The organism is Bradyrhizobium sp. Ec3.3, assembly GCF_000472925.1.
GTDB lineage: Bacteria > Pseudomonadota > Alphaproteobacteria > Rhizobiales > Xanthobacteraceae > Bradyrhizobium.
Map to the genome: position 1 here is coordinate 103,752 of NZ_AXAS01000025.1, position 18,241 is coordinate 121,992.

General features: G+C 64.1%; 18 protein-coding genes. 3 read left to right on the forward strand and 15 right to left on the reverse strand.

Annotated elements, in window-relative coordinates; all coding sequences use genetic code 11:
• Positions 1 to 176 precede the first annotated feature (176 nt).
• The 6 genes from YUU_RS0124230 to YUU_RS0124255 form a co-directional block, all read right to left on the reverse strand.
• Positions 177 to 962 carry an ABC transporter permease gene (locus YUU_RS0124230; RefSeq protein ID WP_027524728.1) on the reverse strand — a complete coding sequence of 262 codons (786 nt, stop codon included), beginning with the start codon at positions 960 to 962 and terminating at the stop codon, positions 177 to 179.
• A complete protein-coding gene (locus YUU_RS0124235) occupies positions 959 to 1,771 on the reverse strand; it encodes an ABC transporter permease (protein ID WP_051389867.1) in 813 nt (270 codons plus the stop codon). The genes YUU_RS0124230 and YUU_RS0124235 overlap by 4 nt, the downstream gene beginning before the upstream one ends.
• 109 nt (positions 1,772 to 1,880) lie before the next feature.
• Positions 1,881 to 2,942 carry an ABC transporter substrate-binding protein gene (locus YUU_RS0124240; protein ID WP_027524730.1) on the reverse strand — a complete coding sequence of 354 codons (1,062 nt, stop codon included), beginning with the start codon at positions 2,940 to 2,942 and terminating at the stop codon, positions 1,881 to 1,883.
• Between the two features lie 29 nt (positions 2,943 to 2,971).
• Positions 2,972 to 4,279 carry an FAD-binding oxidoreductase gene (locus YUU_RS0124245; RefSeq protein ID WP_027524731.1) on the reverse strand — a complete coding sequence of 436 codons (1,308 nt, stop codon included), beginning with the start codon at positions 4,277 to 4,279 and terminating at the stop codon, positions 2,972 to 2,974.
• Positions 4,280 to 4,293: 14 nt separating this feature from the next.
• Positions 4,294 to 5,007, reverse strand: coding sequence for an HAD family hydrolase (locus YUU_RS0124250; protein WP_027524732.1), 714 nt, complete (start codon positions 5,005 to 5,007; stop codon positions 4,294 to 4,296).
• A gap of 35 nt (positions 5,008 to 5,042) precedes the next feature.
• Positions 5,043 to 6,122, reverse strand: coding sequence for an ABC transporter ATP-binding protein (locus YUU_RS0124255; protein ID WP_027524733.1), 1,080 nt, complete (start codon positions 6,120 to 6,122; stop codon positions 5,043 to 5,045).
• Positions 6,123 to 6,333: 211 nt separating this feature from the next.
• Here YUU_RS0124255 and YUU_RS0124260 point away from each other — a divergent pair, with 211 nt between their 5' ends.
• Positions 6,334 to 7,272, forward strand: a complete 939-nt coding sequence (locus YUU_RS0124260) for a LysR family transcriptional regulator (protein ID WP_027524734.1) — start codon at positions 6,334 to 6,336, stop codon at positions 7,270 to 7,272.
• Here the strand turns inward: YUU_RS0124260 and uxuA are convergent.
• The 6 genes from uxuA to YUU_RS0124290 all read right to left on the reverse strand — a co-directional run bounded on the left by uxuA (position 7,266) and on the right by YUU_RS0124290 (position 13,508).
• On the reverse strand, positions 7,266 to 8,456 hold the full coding sequence (gene uxuA / locus YUU_RS0124265) for a mannonate dehydratase (protein ID WP_084801524.1): 1,191 nt from the start codon (positions 8,454 to 8,456) through the stop codon (positions 7,266 to 7,268). The two genes, YUU_RS0124260 and uxuA, sit on opposite strands and share 7 nt — an antisense overlap.
• A gap of 15 nt (positions 8,457 to 8,471) precedes the next feature.
• Positions 8,472 to 9,521, reverse strand: a complete 1,050-nt coding sequence (locus tag YUU_RS0124270) for an L-idonate 5-dehydrogenase (RefSeq protein ID WP_027524736.1) — start codon at positions 9,519 to 9,521, stop codon at positions 8,472 to 8,474.
• On the reverse strand, positions 9,518 to 10,924 hold the full coding sequence (locus YUU_RS0124275; RefSeq protein ID WP_027524737.1) for a TRAP transporter large permease: 1,407 nt from the start codon (positions 10,922 to 10,924) through the stop codon (positions 9,518 to 9,520). The genes YUU_RS0124270 and YUU_RS0124275 overlap by 4 nt, the downstream gene beginning before the upstream one ends.
• Before the next feature lie 4 nt (positions 10,925 to 10,928).
• On the reverse strand, positions 10,929 to 11,507 hold the full coding sequence (locus YUU_RS0124280; protein WP_027524738.1) for a TRAP transporter small permease: 579 nt from the start codon (positions 11,505 to 11,507) through the stop codon (positions 10,929 to 10,931).
• A 149-nt stretch (positions 11,508 to 11,656) separates the two neighbouring features.
• Entirely contained in the window at positions 11,657 to 12,622 is a 966-nt protein-coding gene (locus YUU_RS0124285; RefSeq protein ID WP_371260500.1) for a sialic acid TRAP transporter substrate-binding protein SiaP, read from the reverse strand.
• Positions 12,623 to 12,695: 73 nt separating this feature from the next.
• On the reverse strand, positions 12,696 to 13,508 hold the full coding sequence (locus YUU_RS0124290) for a FadR/GntR family transcriptional regulator (protein WP_027524740.1): 813 nt from the start codon (positions 13,506 to 13,508) through the stop codon (positions 12,696 to 12,698).
• Positions 13,509 to 13,616: 108 nt separating this feature from the next.
• On the opposite strand from YUU_RS0124290, the gene YUU_RS0124295 reads away from it, so the two are divergent.
• On the forward strand, positions 13,617 to 15,119 hold the full coding sequence (locus YUU_RS0124295) for a mannitol dehydrogenase family protein (protein ID WP_156944484.1): 1,503 nt from the start codon (positions 13,617 to 13,619) through the stop codon (positions 15,117 to 15,119).
• Positions 15,120 to 15,136: 17 nt separating this feature from the next.
• On the opposite strand, the gene YUU_RS0124300 is transcribed toward YUU_RS0124295, so the two are convergent.
• Positions 15,137 to 15,340, reverse strand: coding sequence for a hypothetical protein (locus tag YUU_RS0124300; RefSeq protein WP_027524742.1), 204 nt, complete (start codon positions 15,338 to 15,340; stop codon positions 15,137 to 15,139).
• Between the two features lie 140 nt (positions 15,341 to 15,480).
• On the opposite strand from YUU_RS0124300, the gene YUU_RS0124305 reads away from it, so the two are divergent.
• The gene (locus YUU_RS0124305; RefSeq protein ID WP_027524743.1) at positions 15,481 to 15,891 is read left to right on the forward strand and encodes a nuclear transport factor 2 family protein; all 411 of its coding nucleotides are present in this window, start codon (positions 15,481 to 15,483) and stop codon (positions 15,889 to 15,891) included.
• A gap of 155 nt (positions 15,892 to 16,046) precedes the next feature.
• Here the strand turns inward: YUU_RS0124305 and YUU_RS0124310 are convergent, their stop codons facing one another.
• Entirely contained in the window at positions 16,047 to 16,829 is a 783-nt protein-coding gene (locus YUU_RS0124310; RefSeq protein WP_027524744.1) for a MetQ/NlpA family ABC transporter substrate-binding protein, read from the reverse strand.
• A 306-nt stretch (positions 16,830 to 17,135) separates the two neighbouring features.
• The gene (locus YUU_RS0124315; RefSeq protein WP_027524745.1) at positions 17,136 to 18,200 is read right to left on the reverse strand and encodes a ketopantoate reductase family protein; all 1,065 of its coding nucleotides are present in this window, start codon (positions 18,198 to 18,200) and stop codon (positions 17,136 to 17,138) included.
• Between the last annotated feature and the right edge of the window lie 41 nt (positions 18,201 to 18,241).

Below are 18,241 nucleotides of genomic sequence, written 5' to 3' on the forward strand. Positions count from 1 at the left end.
TTCATCATTGCAAGCGCAGCGGAGCAATCGAGTCCGCGCTGATGCGCCTGTTTCGCTGATTTACTCGACGTGCCAATGCCTTACGCGGCGCAAGGCATCCCCGCCGGCGAATCGCCGTTCTACTTTGCATGGGGTTGTTTTCGATAGTTTGGTGGGAAGGGTCCCGATGAGCGGCCTCATCCGCTCTTCCGCTGCCGGGCGCTCGCCAGTAGGACCAGCATGAAGGACGCCGCCGTCATCAGCGTCGAGATCGCGGCAATGGTCGGATCGATCTCGTCGCGGAGCGCGGTGAACATGCGCTTGGTCAGCGGCTGGTACTGGCCGCCCGAGATGAACAGCGCGATGATGGTCTCGTCCATCGCCGAGATGAAGGCGAAGATCGCGCCCGCCACCACGCTCGACTTGATCTGCGGTAGCGTCACCGCGAAGAAGCTGCGCAACCGATTCATGCCGAGGCTGCGCGCGACCATCTCCTGCGCGGGATCGAAGCTTTGCAGGCCCGCCAGCACGGAGATGACGACGTAAGGCAGGCCCAGCATCACGTTGGCGAGCACGAGGCCCGGCAGGGTCGCGACCAGGCCGACGCGGGCATAGATGAAGAAGATGCCGACCGCAGTGATGATGATCGGCACCACGAGCGGCAAGAGCAGCGCCATGTGGATCACGCGCATAACGCGCAGTTTCGATTGGCTGATCGCGTAGGCCGCGGCGACGCCGAGCGGCGTCGCGATCACGACCGTGAAGGCCGCGACGATCAGCGTCACCTGCGTCGCCTGCATCCAGGCCGGATTTGAGAAATATTGCTGATACCAGCGCAACGACAGCGAAGGCGGCGGGAAAGTCAGGAAGCGCGCGCTGGAGAACGAGATCGGCACGATGATCAACACCGGCAGGATCAGATAGATCAGCACCAGCGCGGTAGCCGCGATCAAGACGATCCGGGCGGGCGAAATTGTTCTCATTTCTGCCCCAACACGCGATCGAGCGAGATGAAGCGGCTGACGACGAAGAAGATCAGGAGGACGCTGAGGAGGAGGACCACGGCGACCGCGCTCGCCGCCCCGAACTGGTTGTAGAGCTCGACATTGCGGCTCACCAGCATCGACACCATCACCGTGCGCCCGCCGCCGAGCAGCTCCGGCGTGATATAGAAACCGAGGCACAGCACGAAGACCATGGTCGAGCCGGCGAGCACGCCGGGCAGCGACAGCGGCAGGAAGACGCGAAAGAAGGTGAACGCCGGACTGCCACCAAGGCTCGCACCGGCCTGCATCAAATCGTTGGGGATCTTCTGCATGGTGGCGTAGAGCGGCAGCACCATGAAAGGCAAGAGGATGTGCACGGTCGCGACCACCGTGCCAAAAGTGTTGTGGACGAGCGCGAGCGGCTCGCCGATCACGTCGAGGTAGCGCAGGAACTGGTTGATCACGCCGGTGCGCTGGAGAAGCGCGAGCCACGCATAGGCACGCACCAGCACGCTGGTCCAGAACGGCAGCACGACTAGCGCCAGGATGACGACACTCCACGCCTTGGACACCGCGTTCGCGGCATAGGCCACGGGATAGCCGAGGACGAGCGCAAGCACCGTCACCAGAAGGCTGATCTCGAAGGTCAGCGCGAAGCTGCGCCAGTAGATGTCCTCGCTCAGAATGCGGCGATAGTGCTCGAGCGTGAAGCCGTCGTGATAGATCGACTGCCACGCGAGCCAGCCGACCGGCAGTACGATCAGAAGGAGGATGACAAGCAGCGCCGGCGACACCAATGCCAGCATCAGGCCGTCCTCACGGCGCTGATGCCTGAGCGAAGGATCTGGTTTTGATGTCGTCAACGCTGCCTCGCTGGTTGATCGGTCCGGTTCGGCAGCCGCCGAACCGGTTGGCTCACTTCTGCATGAACGCGGCCCAGCGCTTCTCGGCCGCCTCGCCTGCCGGCGACGACCACCAGGCATAGGACATCAGCGCTTGCTTCGCCGCGTTCGCGGGCTCGCTCGGCAATTGCGCGGCGCGCTCCGGCTTGATCACGCCGGTATCGAACGCCTTCGGGTTGCCCGGGCCGTAGTCGATGTTCAGCGGCAAATTGGCCTGATGCACGGGATCGACAGCCTCATTGAGGAACTTTACCGCCGTCTCGAGATTCGGCGCGCCCTTGAGGATGCAGAGCGAGGTGCTCTGCAAAATGCCCTGGTTGTAGGTGAAGGCGACCTTGGCGCCTTCCTTGGCGACCGCGCTGACTCGGCCGTTCCAGGCCATCTCCATGTCGACCTCGCCGTCGTTGAGGAGCTGCGCCGACTGCGCCCCCGAGGTCCACCACACCGTGATGCTGGGCTTGATCTCCTCCAGCTTCTTGAAGGCGCGGTCGACATCGAGCGGATAGAGCTTGTCGGGCGCCACGCCGTCGGCCATCAGCGCAGCCTCAAGCGTTGCAATGGGATGGTTGCGCAGCGCTCGGCGGCCAGGAAATTTCTTGACGTCCCAGAAATCGGCCCAGCTATTGGGCGCATCCTTCGGGAACGTCTTCTGGCTGAAGGCGAGCACGCTGGAGTAGAACTCGTAGGATACCGAATAGGGGTTGCGATAGGCCTCAGGCATCGCAGCGGCGTTCGGGATCTTCGAGAAATCGAGCTTCTCGATCAGCCCCTGCTCGCCGCCGCGCAGGCAATAGCCGGTCGGCGTGTCGACCACGTCCCAGATCGGCTTGCCGCTGCCGACCTGCGTCTTGATCGCGGGCCAGGCATCGGGAATGGAATCCTGGTTGATGGTGATGCCGAGCTTCTTGGCGGAGGGATCGAGGATCGCCACCGTCTGCGCCTGCTGATAGGCGCCGCCCTGCGAGACGAAGGTGATCTGCTCGGCGGCATCAGCCGTCGTGCACGTAAGTCCAAACGCGCCGAGCGACGCGCCCAACAGCGCATGTCCAAACATGAAGCCCAGTTTCGTCGTCATCCTCGCCTCCTCTGTCGTCAACAAGAAACTCACTGTCCGATCGCGTCCAGGAACTGGTACCAACCGGCAACCATGCGCACGGCGGGTTCTCGGAACGAATAGAACGGAATGATCTTGAGGCGGCTCGCATCGAGCAGCCCGACATCAGGCTTTTCGCCGCGGACGAAGGCCGCGAGATAGCGGCCCATCAGGCTCGACATCGCGACGCCAGCCCCGTTGTAGCCCATGGCGAACAGCCTGCGCTCGTCGAGCCGGCCGATATGCGGCACCGAGTCCAGCGTCATGCCGACGAGGCCCGACCATTTGAACGCGAGCCGCACGTCCGCAAGATCAGGGAAGATGCCGACCATCGCCTTGCGCAGCGCGTCGAAGGCGGATTCCGAATCCTGCTTGCCGAAGGCTCCGCGGCCGCCGAAGATCACGCGATTGTCGACCATGCGGAACCAGCGCATCATGCGCTTGGTCTCGGTGTAGGTGCGGCCCGTCGGCATCAGGCGTCCCGCGAGATTGCGCGGCAGCTGGTCGGTTGCGATGATCGCGCTGCGGAACGGGATCAGCGTGTGCTGCAAGTGCCGCGTCGCATCCGTCAGATCGGAATAGCTGTTGGTGGCGATGATCGCCTGCTTTGCGCGCACCACGCCTTGCGGCGTCTCGGCGACGACGCCGCCTTGCTCACGTCGCAGCTTGAGGACCGGCGTGTCCTGGAAGACGGCGACGCCGCGGCGCGCCACACCGTCGGCGAGGCCGCGCACATAGTTGAGCGGATGGATGCCGCCGGAGCCGGGATTGAGCACGCCGCCGACGAAGATGTCCGAGCCGGTCTCATCGCGCACGCCCCTGGCGTCGAGGATGCGGACCTCCGCATCGCCCATCTCGCGCTTCATCCAGTCGGCCTCATTGATCGCGGCCTTCAACGTCGTCTCGTTGTGCGCGGCCTTGACCTGGCCGGTCCGCGTCAACGCCGCGCTGGTGATGCCGAATTCAGCAACCAGCTCCTCGACGATGTCGGCTGATTCATGCGCGATCTCGTACATTCGCTTGGCCATGGCGCGGCCATGCGCGGCGTCGATCTCGCGGAACGACAGGCGAAACTTTGCGGTGATCACCCCGCCATTGCGCCCGCTCGCGCCCCAGCCGGGGCGGTTCGCCTCCAGCACGACCGGCGACAGACCGCTCTTGGCAATGTGGTGCGCCGCGGACAGGCCGGTGTAGCCCGCGCCGATGATCACCACATCCGCCTGATGCTCGCCTGACAGGACCGGAAACTCGCGAGCAGGCTCCGCCGTGCTCGCCCAGAGCGAGTTGACGGATGGCTGCGCGGTCCAATACCCTGTCATGCGTCCGCTCATGCTCACACTGCGCCGATGGCGGCGTCGGCAAAGGCCTTCATGGTTGGGAAATGGAAGTCGGGCTTGGTCAGCGTCGGCACCTCCGGCGTTCCGCCGAAGCCGGCGAGCCCCTGGCGCCGCTCGATCCAGCACACCTTGTAGCCAAGTTTCCGCGCGATCCCGATGTCGTGGTATTGGCTCTGCGCGACGTGCAGGATGTCCGACTGCTTGTAGCCGAACGCCGACTGACGGCCTTTATTGTAGGCGAAGAATTCCGGATTTGGCTTTGCAACACCAGTCTCGTCGGCGCAGACGGTGTCGTCGAAGGGATTGCCGAGCGCATGCGCGTAGCAGGACAGCGCGACGCGATCGGCATTGGTCATCGCGACCAGGCGGAATTTCGTGCGCAGGCGCTTCAAGGCCTCGACTGAATCCGCGAACGGAGCCCAGCGCAGCACCGCGAGCTGGAACACGTCGCAGGATGCATCGTCGGCCGGCAGGCCCAGTTCCTTGGCGAGGTAGCGATAGACGTGGAACATCACCTCGCTCGAGCGTTCGGGATGCGCATCGCGGCCGCGCTTGTAGGAGGCGAAGATCTTGTCGTCGCTGAGCTCGGCCGGCGTCTTGCCCGAGATCCTGCGCACCGCCGATAGCACGCCGGCCTCGAAATCGATCAAGGTGCCGACGACGTCGAAGGTGAGGACCTTGAAATTGTTGAACGGGGCTTGGGATGACATTGGGCTTCTTCTCTTTGGTTGGAACGAGGTGGGATCTAGTCCACCCTCGGCACGACGATGGTGTCCTCGGGGTGGAGGGTGACGATGAGATTGCCGCCGACCGGCGGAATGCGGCGATAGGCCTCGTGATAGGTCGGCTGGCGCAGGCTGAGCGCAGAGCCGTCGGCAAGGCTGAGGAAGATACGCAGGCTCTCACCCTGGTAGACGATGTCGGTGACGGTACCGGTCAGCCGGTTGCAGGCCCCATCGCCCGCGCCATCGTCGATCAGAAGCTTCTCGCTGTGCACGGCGAGCATCAGCGCATCGCCCGGTGGGATAGCTCGGGCACTGCGCAGCACGGAATTGCCGAGCGCGACGCTGCATGAATCAATGCGGCGGACGGGCAAGAGCGTGGCTTCGCCGATAAAGCTCGCGACGAAGGAATCCGCTGGATGGTCGTGCAGGCGCGCGGGCTCGTCGATCTGTATCAGCTTGCCGTCCTTCATCACGGCGACGCGGTCGCTCATGGTCAGCGCCTCGCGCTGGTCATGGGTGACGTAGATGATGGTGGCGCCGATGCGCTTATGCAGCGTCCGCAGCTCGATCTGCATGGATTCGCGGAGCTGCTTGTCGAGCGCTGAGAGCGGCTCGTCCATCAGGATCAGTTGCGGCTCGAAAATCATGGCGCGCGCCAGCGCCACGCGCTGGCGCTGGCCGCCAGAGAGCTGCGCAATGCCGCGATGCTCATAGCCGGACAGCCCCACCATGGCGAGTGCGGCGCGCACCCTGTCGGGCCAGGTCGATTTCGGCAGGCGGCGGGCGCGCAAGGGAAAGGCGACGTTCTCGCCGACACTCATATGCGGGAACAGCGCGTAGTTCTGGAAGACGACGCCGATCTCGCGCTTGTGCGGCGGCATGTAGGTGACGTCGCGGCCGCCGAAATGGATCGAGCCGGAGGAAGGCAGGATGAAGCCGCCGAGGATGCCGAGCAGCGTGGTCTTGCCGGAACCGGACGGGCCGAGCAGCGAGACGAACTCCCCGGCGCCGACATTGAGTGACACGTCATCGAGGGCGCGAACCGCGCCGTAAGCCTTGCTTGCGGACCTGATCTCGACGCTTTCCGCTCGTTTGTCCAACGATCGATCCTCGTCACACCCTAGGCGGCGCGCCTCACTGCACGCCATAAGCTTGTTTTATAGACTGGCCGTAGGATCAGCTTGCGATTGCAGCTTCATGAGCACGCAATCTTCTCTCCCAAGCCTTGTCTTTAGCCTGTCATGCCAATGACACCAGAGTTGGCAAAACTCGGCAATTGCCAAATTCTTACCGGCCGCATAACATCAAGTTATGCCCGAGCTCCGCCGAATGCTGCCCTCCTCAAACGCCCTGTTCGTCTTCGACGCAGCGGCGCGCAACGGCAGCTTCACTGCTGCGGCGGCGGAGTTGAACGTCACGCAGCCTGCGGTGAGCCGGATGCTCGGCCAGTTCGAGGAGCATCTCGGCGTTCGCCTGTTCGACCGCAAGGCGGGGCGCGCGGTGCTCACCGAGGAAGGCGAACTGCTGTATCGCCGCGTGCTCGAGGGCTTTCGCAGCATCGAGACCGGGCTGATCGAGATCGAGCGACGGCGCAAGGGTACCGAGACGGTCACCCTCTCCGTCTCTTCCGCCTTCACCACGCATTGGCTGATGCCGCGCATCGACAAGCTGCAGCGGCATTTTCCTCAAGTCGACCTTCGCTTCCAGCTCATCTCGGGGGCGCTGCGCGGGCCCGTCGAGAATGTCGATCTCGGCATGCGCTTTCGCGACAGCGAGGAGCCTTACTCCGGCGGCACGCTGGTCATGAAAGAAGTCATGTTGCCGGTGTGCAGCCCCACTTACATCAGCGAGGTGGAGCCTGCGGAAGGCAATACCGTCATTCGTCTCGCCGAGACGCCGGGCGATTGGGCGGCGGATTATCCAAAGTTTCTCACGAAGCGCCGTGGTCCATCCAAGGCGCTGAGCTTCACCGATTATGCCGTCGTGGTGCAGGCCGCGCTGCTCGGCCAGGGCATCGCGCTCGGCTGGCTGACCGTCACCTCGCACTGGCTGCTCACCGGCGCCCTGGTCCCCGCGTCCGACGCGCTCACCACCACGCGCCGCATTTGCGAATTCCTGCCGCCGCGCAACCGACCGATGCGGCCCCTTGCCGCCGAAATCCGCGACTGGATCATCGGCCAGATGCGCAGCGAGATCGCGGCGATCGATCAGCTGTATCCCAAGCTCGATCTGATGACCGCCTGCTATTGATGCGTGATCGCGCGGATCGCTCCGCGCAGCTCGGCGAGGCCGCGCAGGCGGCCGATCGCAGTGTAGCCGGGATTGGTGCGCTTGGTCGCGGCGAGATCATCGAGCATGCGATGGCCGTGGTCGGGGCGAAAGACGATCTGCTTGTCCGGCGCGCGCCGCGCGTTCTCCTTCAGGAGTGCCTTGAGCACGGCGACCATGTCGACGTCGCCATCGAGATGATCGGACTCGTAGAAGGACAGGCCGTCGGCCTCGCGTTTGGTCGCACGCAGATGCGCGAATGCGATGCGCGGGCCGAAGCGCTCCGCCATCGCCGGCAGGTCGTTGTCGGCGCGCACGCCGAGCGAGCCCGTGCACAGGCAGATGCCGTTGGCCTTTGACGGCACGGCATCGAACAGCGCCTGATAATCGTCAGCCGTGGAGGCGACGCGCGGCAGGCCGAACAACGGACGCGGCGGATCGTCGGGGTGCAGCGTCAGCGACACGCCGAGCTGTTCCGCCACCGGCGCAACGCGGGCGAGGAATTCGGCGAGATGCTGGCGCAGGATCTCGGGCGTGATGTCGCGGTACTGCTCGAGCCGGTCGCGGAATTGCGGGATGGTCATCGGCTCGGTGGTCGAACCGGGCAGCGCGCTGGCGATGGCCGTGATGAGATAATCGATGTCCGCCTGGCTCATCTTTTCGAAGAGCTTTTTCGCACGCGCCTGCGCTTCGGGCGAATATTCCTGAGGTGCCGCTGGCCGCTTCAGGATGTGCAGCTCGAATGCTGCAAAGCGATCCTGATCGAAGCGCATGGCGCGGGCGCCGTTCGGCATTTCCCATTCGAGATCGGTGCGGCACCAGTCGACCACCGGCATGAAGTTGTAGCAGATGATCTTGATGCCGGAGGCGGCGACCGCTTCCAGGCTCGCGATCCACGCCTCGATGGAGCGGGTTGCCTTAGCCCCAAGCCGCTTGACGTCGTCGGGGATCGGGATGGATTCCACGACCGACCAGGTCAGTTGCGTGCGGCCGGGCTGGCCCTTTTCGATGAAATTCTTGCGCTCCTCGACGCCTTTGCGCGTCCATGCCTCGCCGATCGGCACCTGATGCAGTGCGGAGACGATGTCCGTCGCGCCGGCCTGCCTGACATCATCGAGCGACACGGGATCATCGGGCCCGTACCAGCGCCATCCCTGCAGCATCATGACATTCCTCCCGGCTCAGTTCGCGGTCAGCACGACCTTGACGCTCTGCGAGCGGTCGAGCGCCAGCCTGAGCGCATCGGGCGCCGTCGACAAGGGGCGCTCGGCCGTGACCAGCGACAGCACATCGACGCTGCCATTGGAAATCAGTTCCACCGCGGTTGCGAATTCGAAACCGAAGCGGAACGAGCCGCGCAGGTCAATCTCCTTGGCCATCACGGCATTTGCCGGCGTCGGAATCTGGCCGCCCGGCAGGTTGCCGATCTGCACCACCGTGCCACCACGACGCACGATGCCAATGGCGCTGGCAAGGCCCGCAGCCGTGCCCGAAACCTCGAACGCGACGTCATAGGGACGCACAGCGGCCTGCGCCCTCAGGCCTTCCTCGCCGCCCGAGACGTTCTCGACGTGGGATGCGCCGAGCCGGGTTGCGAAGGCAAGCGGCGCGGGCGCGATGTCGGCGACCGTGACGTCCGCCATGCCGGCGCGGCGCGCCGCGAGCATGGTGAGCAGTCCGATCGGCCCGGCACCGAAGATGATACCGCGTTTGCCCTTGACGTCACCGGCGCGCGCGACGGCGTGGAGGCAGACCGCGAGCGGCTCGGCGAGCGCCGCGGCCTGATAGGAGACGTGATCCGGGATCCTCACGCACTGTGCCGGGATCGCATCGAAGTAATTGGCAAAGCCGCCCTGCATGTGCGGAGTTTTCGACGCCGAGCCCATGAAGAAGATATTTTCGCAGAGGTTCGGCCGGCCCTCGCGGCAGGCGACGCAATGGCCGCACCAGCGCGACGGATTGACGGCGACACGGTCGCCGACCTTCAGGTTCGGCGCGGCTCCGGCGATCTCCACGACCTCGCCGGAGATCTCATGTCCCAGCACCAGCGGCGACTTCACGACGAAATCGCCGGTGCGGGCGTGGCGGAAGTAGTGCATGTCCGAACCGCAGATGCCACCGGCACCGAAGCGGATGCGCACCATGCCTTCGCCAAGCTTCTCGAGCGGGTGCTCGATCATGCGCAGGTCTTCGGGTCCGAACAGGGTTGCAGCGAGAGCGACTGAGGTCATTTGGAGAGTCCCATATATTTAGGCAGCCAGAGCGTCAGCTCCGGAATGTAGGTGATGGCGATGAGCGCCAGGATCAGCGGCACCAGCCAGGGCAGGATCGCCATGGTGGTGCGTTCCACGGAGAGTTTTGCCACCCGCGCAAGCACGAACAGCACCATGCCGAGCGGCGGATGCAACAGGCCGATCATCAAGTTCAGCGTCATGATCAGGCCGAAATGGATCGGATCGATGCCGAGCTTGAGCACAATCGGCAGCAGGATCGGCACCAGGATGGTGATCGCCGCGATGGTATCGATGAAGCAGCCGACGAACAGGATCAGGATGTTGGCCAGCAGCAGAAACACCCATTTGTTGTGGGTGACGCTGAGCATCCAGTCGGAGAGCGTCTGCGCCGCCTGCGACACCGTCAACAACCAGGCAAATATCGAGGCTGCTGTGACGATGAACAGCACCGAGGCCGTTGTCTCGATGGTGTCGAAGGTCGCCTTCGCCACCGTCTTGAACGTCATGGTGCGATAGCGCACCATGCCAAGGAACAGCGACCAGATCACCGCCGCGACGGCTGCTTCCGTGGGCGTGAACCAGCCGAGCGTCATGCCGCCGATCAGGATCACTGGCGCCATCAGCGCCATCACCGCCGAGAAGTCGAAGTACCAGTCGATCGCGAGCAGCGCACCGAGGCCGATGACGACGGCCATGTTGGTCGAGACGCCGGCGAGCGTCATCAGCCAGATCGCGAGCGGGAAGCTGAAGACGATGATGACTTCGAGACCGGCCGAGCCAAGCTGCGGCCAGGAAAATGGCGTGTCGCTGCCCCAGCGATTCCTGTGGGCGAAATAGGCGACCGTCGCCATCATGAACAGCGTCATGACGACACCCGGGATCACGCCTCCGAGAAACAGCGCGCCGATCGAGACGTTGGCCATCATGCCGTAGATCACGAAAGGCAGCGACGGCGGAATGATCGGACCAAGCGTGGCGGACGCGGCCGTGACACCGACTGAGAATTCGGTGGTATAGCCGTGGTCCTTCATCGCCTTGATCTCGATGGTACCGAGACCGGCGGCGTCCGCGATCGCGGTGCCGGACATGCCGGAGAAGATCACCGAGCCGATGATGTTGACGTGTCCGAGGCCGCCGCGCATCCAGCCGACCAGCGCGACCGCGAATTTGTAGATGCGTCCCGTTACGCCGGCGATGTTCATGAGATTGCCGGCAAGGATGAAGAAGGGCACGGCGAGCAGCGGAAAGCTCTCGACGCCCGCGATCATGCGCTGCGCCAGCGTGACGTCGGGCGTCACGCCGCTGACCAGGATATAGAGTAGCGAGGACACCGCCATGGCGAGCGCCACGGGCAGTCCAAGCAGCATCAGGATGAGAAAGCCCCCAAGCAGTAGCAGCATGGCATCACCCTTCCGTTCCGTCGTAGGCGCCGGGGCGTTCGAGGATCGAATAGCCCTGCCGCCAGTTTTCGAGCGCCACCTGCACGGACCGGACGAACATCAGCACGAAGCCGAGCAGCGCGAGGTAGTAGACATAGTTCTTGGGAAAATTGATCGTGGTCATCGGCTCGTCGCCAATCACCTGGATGTAGATCCAGACCAGGCGGATGGCGTAGCCGAAGAACGCGATGCGGATCAGGTCGATCACGGTCGACAGCGCGCGTGCCGCGAGGTGCGGCAGATAGCGGTAGACGAGATCGACCTGGATGTGCCGCGACAGCCGCACGCACATGGACGAGCCGATGAAGACCACGCCGATCAGGCAATAGGTCGCGATCTCCTCGGTCCAGGCATAGCTGTCGTTGAGGACGTAGCGCGTGAAGAACTGGAGGAAGACGCAGAGCGCCATCACCCAGAAAATCGCGAGCGCCAACCAGTCCTCGAAGGCGTAATGGCCGAGATCGACCTTCGGCGTCGCCTCTTCCTCGAAGGTGTGGGCGATCTCATCCGCGGTGATCTGCCGGTGCATTTCGGCGGTGGACATGTGTTTTCTCCCAAAAACTGACGGCGCGTGATTGGCTCACGTCATTCCGGGGCGATGCGTCAGCATCGAACCCGGAATCTCGAGATTCTCAGGTGCGCGACTGCGCACCACAGTTCTCGCTTCGCGAGCCCCGGAACGACGGCCCGCCGTCACTTCACCGCCTGGATGCGCTCCCAGTCGGCCTTGCGATAGCCCATGCTCTCGAACGCAACGTTCTTCATCACGGTGTCGCGGAACTCATTCTTGTCGACCTCGGTCACCGTCAGGCCCTTGTCCTTGAAGAAGCCGATCAGCTTGGCTTCGTTCTGCTTGATTTCCTCGGTCGCCTTCGCAGCCGCTTCCTGGGCGACGTCGGTGAAGATCTTCTTGTCCTCGTCGCTGAGCTTCTTCCAGAGCGCGCCCGACACGACCGTGTTGAGGTGATCGACGATGTGGCCTGTCAGAACGATGTGCTTCTGCACCTCGTAGAACTTCTTGGCCTCGATCGTGGTCAGCGGGTTCTCCTGGGCCTCGACGGTGCCGTTCTGGAGCGCGAGATAGACCTCCGCGAACGCGATCGGCGCGGTGTTGGCGCCGCAGGCCCGCGGCATCGCGAGATAGGCCGGCACGTCAGGGACGCGCATCTTGAGGCCCTTCAAGTCGGCGCAAGTCTTGATCGGCTTGTTCGACGAAGTCTGGCGCACGCCGTAGTAGGTCACCGCGATGATGTGATGGCCGCTCTTGTCCTCATAGCCCTTGGCGAGCTCCTTGAAGATGTCGCTCTTGGTGTAGGCCAGGAGATGGTTGGCATCGCGGAAAGTGTAGGGATAGTAGGTCACGCCGATCGGCGGGAAACTCTTTGCGGCAAAGCTCGAGCCGGAGATGATGATGTCGACCGAGCCGAGCGACAGGCCCTGGTTGAGGTCCGTCTCCTTGCCGAGCTGGGAGGCCGGATAGACGTCGATCTGATAACGCCCATTGGTGCGTTTGCCGATCTCCTGCGCGGCCCAGACGGAGGCGGTATGGAACGGCTCCGAGGTCTCGTAGACATGGGCCCATTTGAGCTTGGTCTGCGCCACCCCGGCATTGGTCGCAGCCAGCATTGCCGCGACTGAAGCCGCCAGCACAATCGTCATCTTCCTGAACACTGATTTTTCCTCCATTGTCTAAGTCTTGTTTGCCCGGTCCGATGGTCCGGGCCGCCCAAAGTCATCGCCGCCGCGCGCCGCTGCTCGCGGCCTGCTTTTTTGGCGGTCGTTTTGGCTTTGACGGACGCGCGGCCGATCGTGCCGCCCCGCTGCGGGCGGACGCCGGTGCCCCGCCGGCCTCGGCTCCGAAATTTCGTGCAAAGCGCTCCTGCGAGCGCGCCAGATGATCGCGCATGGCGTCACGGGCAGCCTCGGGATTGCGCGCCGCAATGGCGTTGCGGACGACGCGGTGCTCATCGAGCGCGGCGCGCCAGGTGCGCGGGCTTTCGAAGTAATGCGCGAGCTGCGAAAAATAGGGATTGAGGCGCTGGTCGAAGAGCTCGCCGACGACGCGCACGAGAACGGCATTGCCGAGACTGCCGGCGATCGCGACGTGGAAGGCACGATCGTGGACCATCGAGGCTTCGCCGGGATGCTCGACGTTCTCCATCGCGATCAGGGAGGCGTCGATGCGCGCGAGATCGTCCTTTGTCGCCACGCGCGCGGCCTGCTCGGCGATGGCGCCTTCGAGGAATTCGCGAGCGCGGAGCAGCTCGAACGGACCTTCGATCAGCGTTGCGGGAACGGACGTTGCGGGACTAGCGAGCTCGATCACGTAAATGCCGGAGCCGACGCGGATGCGGACACGGCCTTCGACCTCGAGCGCGATCAGGGCTTCGCGCACCGTCGGCCGCGATACCCTGAGCTGCTCGGCGAGCTCGCGCTCGGTCGGCAGCCGGCTTCCGACAGCGTACTCGCCGCTGTCGATCAGAGCCCGCAATTGATCGGCGACCTGGCGATAAAGCCGTCTCGCCTCCACAGCTTCCAGCGGCACGCTGGCCTCCCTGAGAGGGCCTGTCCGGGGCGACGATCCCCGGCGACCCGCCAATTTTGGAAAATTGGTCTTACCAATTGACCAGAGCATTGACCGAGGATGGCCGGCATGTCAAGCAGCGGAAAAGTAAAGGGGGAGACGACCATGCGGCTTGGCCGCGCCAATCTCGACCAGCTGCCGTCCGGCATCCGCCGCCCGGCCTACGACCGTTCCCGCGTCACGCCTGGCATCGTGCATCTGGGCTTAGGGGCCTTTCATCGGGCCCATCAGGCCGTCGTCATCGACGATTGCCTCGCGGCCGGCGCGCCCGCCTGGGGCATCATCGGCGCGAGCCTGCGCAGCCCCGATACCCGCGACGCGCTCTCCCCGCAGGATCATCTCTACACGGTCGCGGTGCGCTCGGCCGAAGGCACCGACCATCGCGTGATCGGCGCGCTCGTCGGCAGCGAGGTCGCGCGCGAGGATCCGTCGCGACTGATTGCGAAGATGGCCGATTCCGCCATCCGCATCGTCTCGCTCACGGTCACCGAGAAGGGCTATTGCCACACGCCGCAGACCGGCGATCTCGATGAGCGGCATCCGGACGTCGTGCATGACCTCAACAATTTCGACGCGCCGCGTTCGGCGCCCGGCTTCATCGTCGCCGCGCTGGCGCGGCGGAGGACGCAAGGGCTTGCCCCCTTCACCGTGCTGTGCTGCGACAACCTCGCGGCCAACGGTCGCACCGTGCAACGGATCGTCACGCAGTTTGCCGCGCTGCGGTCGAAGGATCTCGGCAAGTGGATCTGCGAGAACGTCGCCTTCCCCTGCACCATGGTCGACCGCATCGTCCCGGAAACGACCGATGCCGATCGCGCGGCTATCTCAACCGCGCTCGGAATGCAGGATGCCTGGCCGGTGATGACCGAGCCGTTCACGCAATGGGTGGTCGAGGATCGTTTCTCCGCGGGCCGCCCCGATCTTGCCGCCGCTGGTGTCGAGCTCGTCACTGACGTCAAGCCGTTCGAGCTGATGAAGCTGCGGCTGCTCAATGCCAGCCATTCGGCGCTGGCCTATCTCGGCTATCTCGCGGGCTACGAGACCATCGCCGACACCATGCGTGATCCGCACTTCGCAAGGCTTGCCGCGGGCGTGATGGAGGATGCTGCGGTGACGCTGACGATGCCGGCAGGCACCGATCTTTCCGCCTATCGGGCGTCGCTGCTGAAGCGCTTTGCCAATCCGGCGCTGCACCACCGCACCTGGCAGATCGCCATGGACGGCTCGCAAAAGCTGCCGCAGCGACTGCTCGGCACGATCCAGGACCGGTTGCGCCGGGACCTGCCGATCGAGACGCACGCGCTCGCGGTCGCAGGCTGGATGCGCTACGTCACGGCAATCGACGAGCAGGGCCGCGCAATCGACGTGCGCGACCCGCTTGCGCGCGACTTCGCAGGCATTGCGCACGAGCAAGGTCCGGTTGCGGAGCGTCTTGCTCCGGCGCTGCTTGGCATTGGCAAGGTGTTCGGCTCGCTCGGCACCAACCCGCGGCTGCGCGAGGTGGTGACCGACGCGCTTGGCAAGCTCTATGCGCATGGCGCTCGGCGGACGGTGGAGAGCTGCTGCTCCTGATCCCAAAATCCTGACGGTTAGACGCCAAGCGCGGCTTCGCCCGGCTCACGCCCGGGCACGCTCAGATGGACCTCGTGCCCCTGACGGATTGCGAGCGAGGCTGCGGCGGCGGCCGACTCGAAGGCCGATTCCTTGGTCTCGTACTCGCCGTTGATGTTGCCGTCATGCAGCACGCCCCATTGGTCGCGCACCGGCACGATCGCGTATTGAGCAAGTCCCATGGGTCCCTCTCCCGAGGCTCGATCTTGTTGCGTTCGCCGGATACAACGCTGGCCATGAGCCGCCGTTCCGCCGGAACACCACAGCCCAATCGACGGAAATTGCTCTTGATTTTTACCCGCGGTTGGCCCACCCGGGAGGTATGAGCAAGAGCGCGATCATCGCCGTCAACGCAGCCTTCTATGCCGCCTTCGCGGCCGGCGACGTCGCGGCCATGGAACGGCTGTGGGCCGACGACGACGGCATCTCCTGCGTCCATCCCGGCTGGCCCGGCATCATCGGCCGCGCCACGGTGATGGGGAGCTGGCGCGACATCCTGCAGAACCCGAGCCGGCCGCAGATCGCCTGCGCGGAGCCGCATGCGATCGTCGAAGGCGACAGTGGACGGGTGCTGTGCATCGAGATCGTCGACGGCACCGCGCTTGCCGCCACCAATCATTTCCGGCGCATCGGCAACGCCTGGCTGCTCGTCCATCACCAGTCGAGCCCGATTGCGCAGATCGTCGAACAGACGCACGACGATCCACCGGGACCGAGCCGCAGCTTCCACTAAAGCGCGATGAGATTGGAAGAATCGTCATCGCGCTTTTAGTCTATTGTTTGAGCATGATCTCCGCGCAAACGCGTTCCGCGTTTGTCGCGAGGGAAAACCGCTACACGCTTTGCGCTAACGCGGCCCTTCGGGTCCGGGTCATGCTCGAGCGCAGATCACCAGCTCGGCAGCACCGCACCCTTGAACTTGGTCAGCACGAACTCCTTGACCTCTGGCGTGTGGTAGCTGTCGACGAGGATCTTGACCCACGGCTTGTTCTTGTCGGCGGCGCGGACGGCGATCAGGTTGACGTAGGGCCCCTTGGGATCCTCGCGCAGAATCGGGTCCTTCACCGGATCAAGTCCGGCCTGCGTCGCGTAGTTGGTGTTGATCGCCGCAGCATCGACGTCGTCGAGCGCGCGCGGTGCCTGTGCCGCATCGACTTCGATGAATTTCAGCTTTTTAGGATTTTCGGTGATGTCGAGCACCGTCGGCTTGAAGCCGACGCCATCCTTCAGCTTGATCACGCCCTTGTCGCGCAACAGCAGCAGAACGCGCCCGCCATTGGTCGGATCGTTCGGGATCGAGACCTTGCCGCCGTCGGGAATGTCGGCCCAGTTCTTGTGCTTCTTCGAATAGACCCCGATCGGGAAATTGACGGTCAGCCCCACCGCCTCGATCTTGTAGCCGCGATCGGCCTTCTGGTTGTCGAGATAAGGCTGGTTCTGAAACGAGTTGGCCTGGATGTCGGCGGCATCGAGCGCGGCGTTCGGCACGACATAGTCGGAAAACTCGACGAGCTGGATATCGAGCCCGTTCTTCGCTGCGATCGGCTTCACCGCCTCGAGGATCTGCGCATGCGGCCCCGGGGTCACGCCAATCTTGATGGTCTCCGCCGAAGCCGCCGCCGACCAGGCGGCGAGCACGGTCGAAAGAATCAGAACGGAACGAAACGACATTCTTGGTCTCCAACGGAATTCATGGTCACTGGCCCCCGTCATCTCTCGCTTGGCCGGCGAAATCAATGAAATGGAAGTTCAAATTTGCCGTTGCAACGGGGTGCGGCTTCTCCGCACGCGGCCAAAAGGGGAATGGAGGCGGCGTCGCAACGGTGGCTGTTCCTCATCCTGAGGAGCGCGAAGAACGCGTCTCGAAGGATGATGGCCCGGCAGGTGGCCCTCGTCCTTCGAGGCGCGCGCAAGCGCGCGCTCCTCAGGATAAGGGATCGATACCGTTACCGACGGCCCCGCTGCCGATGATGCGTGTCAGCTCGCGCCGGAGCCGCCCTGCACGATCTTCTCGTTCAGCTTCTGATCGACGGTCTCGACCGTGCGGTCGATCTCGGCATTGGGGACGCCGAGCTGATGCGAGATCAGCTTCACCAGGAGATCGACCCGCTCGATGAACGGCGCGCCGGCGGCGACCGCGCGTGCGGCAGACGACGGCTTGAGCAGGCTCTCCGCCGCCTTGGCGTATTTCTCGAATGGCACCTGATCCTTCGGATCGGCGCCGAGACGCCGCGCGAGCGCATCGACGTGATCGTAGATCGATTGCGAGCGCTTCAGATCAGTGTGCACGGCATCGCGGATCGACTGCGGCTCGTGCGGCGTGATGCAGCGGTAGTTGCCGGTGAGCAGCATCGACCATTTCGCGAGCGGCACGAACAGCGAGTCGAACACCTTGAGCTTCACGGGCACGTCGTGGCCGTCGAGCGTGACCGCTTCGATATCGGCCTCGAGCTCGCGCAGCACCTTGTTGTGCTTCTCGTCCTCGAACACCGACGCCTTGAAGTTGGTGGGCAGGCCGACGTGCAGCACGTTCGCCGCTTCTTCCGGCGGACGGAAGGCTTGCGGATCGGGTGAGCAGAGCGTCACCAGCCCCGGCTTGAAGCGCTCCCACACCTGCGCATTGGTATAGGCTTCCTCGAGGTCCATGCCTGACAGCGCCGGGATGCGCTTGAGGTAAGGCAAGGGCGGCATATTCATGATCGACAGGCAGGGAAGCCCCGCTTCCGCGATCTTGATCATGAGCACGCGCACGGTGTGATTGGTGTATTGCGGCTCCTGCATCGCAAGGCCGACGAGATCATAGCGGGAGACGTCGACATTGCCCGGCGTCACCGCGTCGAGCTTGCCGGGCAGGTCGCGCGAGAAGATCGCGCGGTACACCGCCTCGTCGCGCAGCTTGATACGCACTTCGGTACCGTCGCGATTGATCAGCTCGGCCGTCTTTGCCCGGCACACCAGGGTCACATTGTGACCCGCCATCAAAAGCTTGGTCCCCAGCAGGGAGCCGTAGGAGGCCCCAAGGATCAAAATGTTGCGCGCCATGCTCTCTCTTTCACAAACAATCTCTGCGATCCCAGACCTCC

Coding starts and splice junctions, on each gene's coding strand:
- YUU_RS0124230 (WP_027524728.1), bottom strand. CDS start 962: ATGAGAACAATTTCGCCCGCCCGGATCGTCTTGATCGCGGCTACCGCG.
- YUU_RS0124235 (WP_051389867.1), bottom strand. CDS start 1,771: ATGCTGGCATTGGTGTCGCCGGCGCTGCTTGTCATCCTCCTTCTGATC.
- YUU_RS0124240 (WP_027524730.1), bottom strand. CDS start 2,942: ATGACGACGAAACTGGGCTTCATGTTTGGACATGCGCTGTTGGGCGCG.
- YUU_RS0124245 (WP_027524731.1), bottom strand. CDS start 4,279: ATGACAGGGTATTGGACCGCGCAGCCATCCGTCAACTCGCTCTGGGCG.
- YUU_RS0124250 (WP_027524732.1), bottom strand. CDS start 5,007: ATGTCATCCCAAGCCCCGTTCAACAATTTCAAGGTCCTCACCTTCGAC.
- YUU_RS0124260 (WP_027524734.1), top strand. CDS start 6,334: ATGCCCGAGCTCCGCCGAATGCTGCCCTCCTCAAACGCCCTGTTCGTC.
- uxuA (WP_084801524.1), bottom strand. CDS start 8,456: ATGATGCTGCAGGGATGGCGCTGGTACGGGCCCGATGATCCCGTGTCG.
- YUU_RS0124270 (WP_027524736.1), bottom strand. CDS start 9,521: ATGACCTCAGTCGCTCTCGCTGCAACCCTGTTCGGACCCGAAGACCTG.
- YUU_RS0124275 (WP_027524737.1), bottom strand. CDS start 10,924: ATGCTGCTACTGCTTGGGGGCTTTCTCATCCTGATGCTGCTTGGACTG.
- YUU_RS0124280 (WP_027524738.1), bottom strand. CDS start 11,507: ATGTCCACCGCCGAAATGCACCGGCAGATCACCGCGGATGAGATCGCC.
- YUU_RS0124285 (WP_371260500.1), bottom strand. CDS start 12,622: ATGACGATTGTGCTGGCGGCTTCAGTCGCGGCAATGCTGGCTGCGACC.
- YUU_RS0124295 (WP_156944484.1), top strand. CDS start 13,617: ATGTCAAGCAGCGGAAAAGTAAAGGGGGAGACGACCATGCGGCTTGGC.
- YUU_RS0124300 (WP_027524742.1), bottom strand. CDS start 15,340: ATGGGACTTGCTCAATACGCGATCGTGCCGGTGCGCGACCAATGGGGC.
- YUU_RS0124305 (WP_027524743.1), top strand. CDS start 15,481: ATGAGCAAGAGCGCGATCATCGCCGTCAACGCAGCCTTCTATGCCGCC.
- YUU_RS0124310 (WP_027524744.1), bottom strand. CDS start 16,829: ATGTCGTTTCGTTCCGTTCTGATTCTTTCGACCGTGCTCGCCGCCTGG.
- YUU_RS0124315 (WP_027524745.1), bottom strand. CDS start 18,200: ATGGCGCGCAACATTTTGATCCTTGGGGCCTCCTACGGCTCCCTGCTG.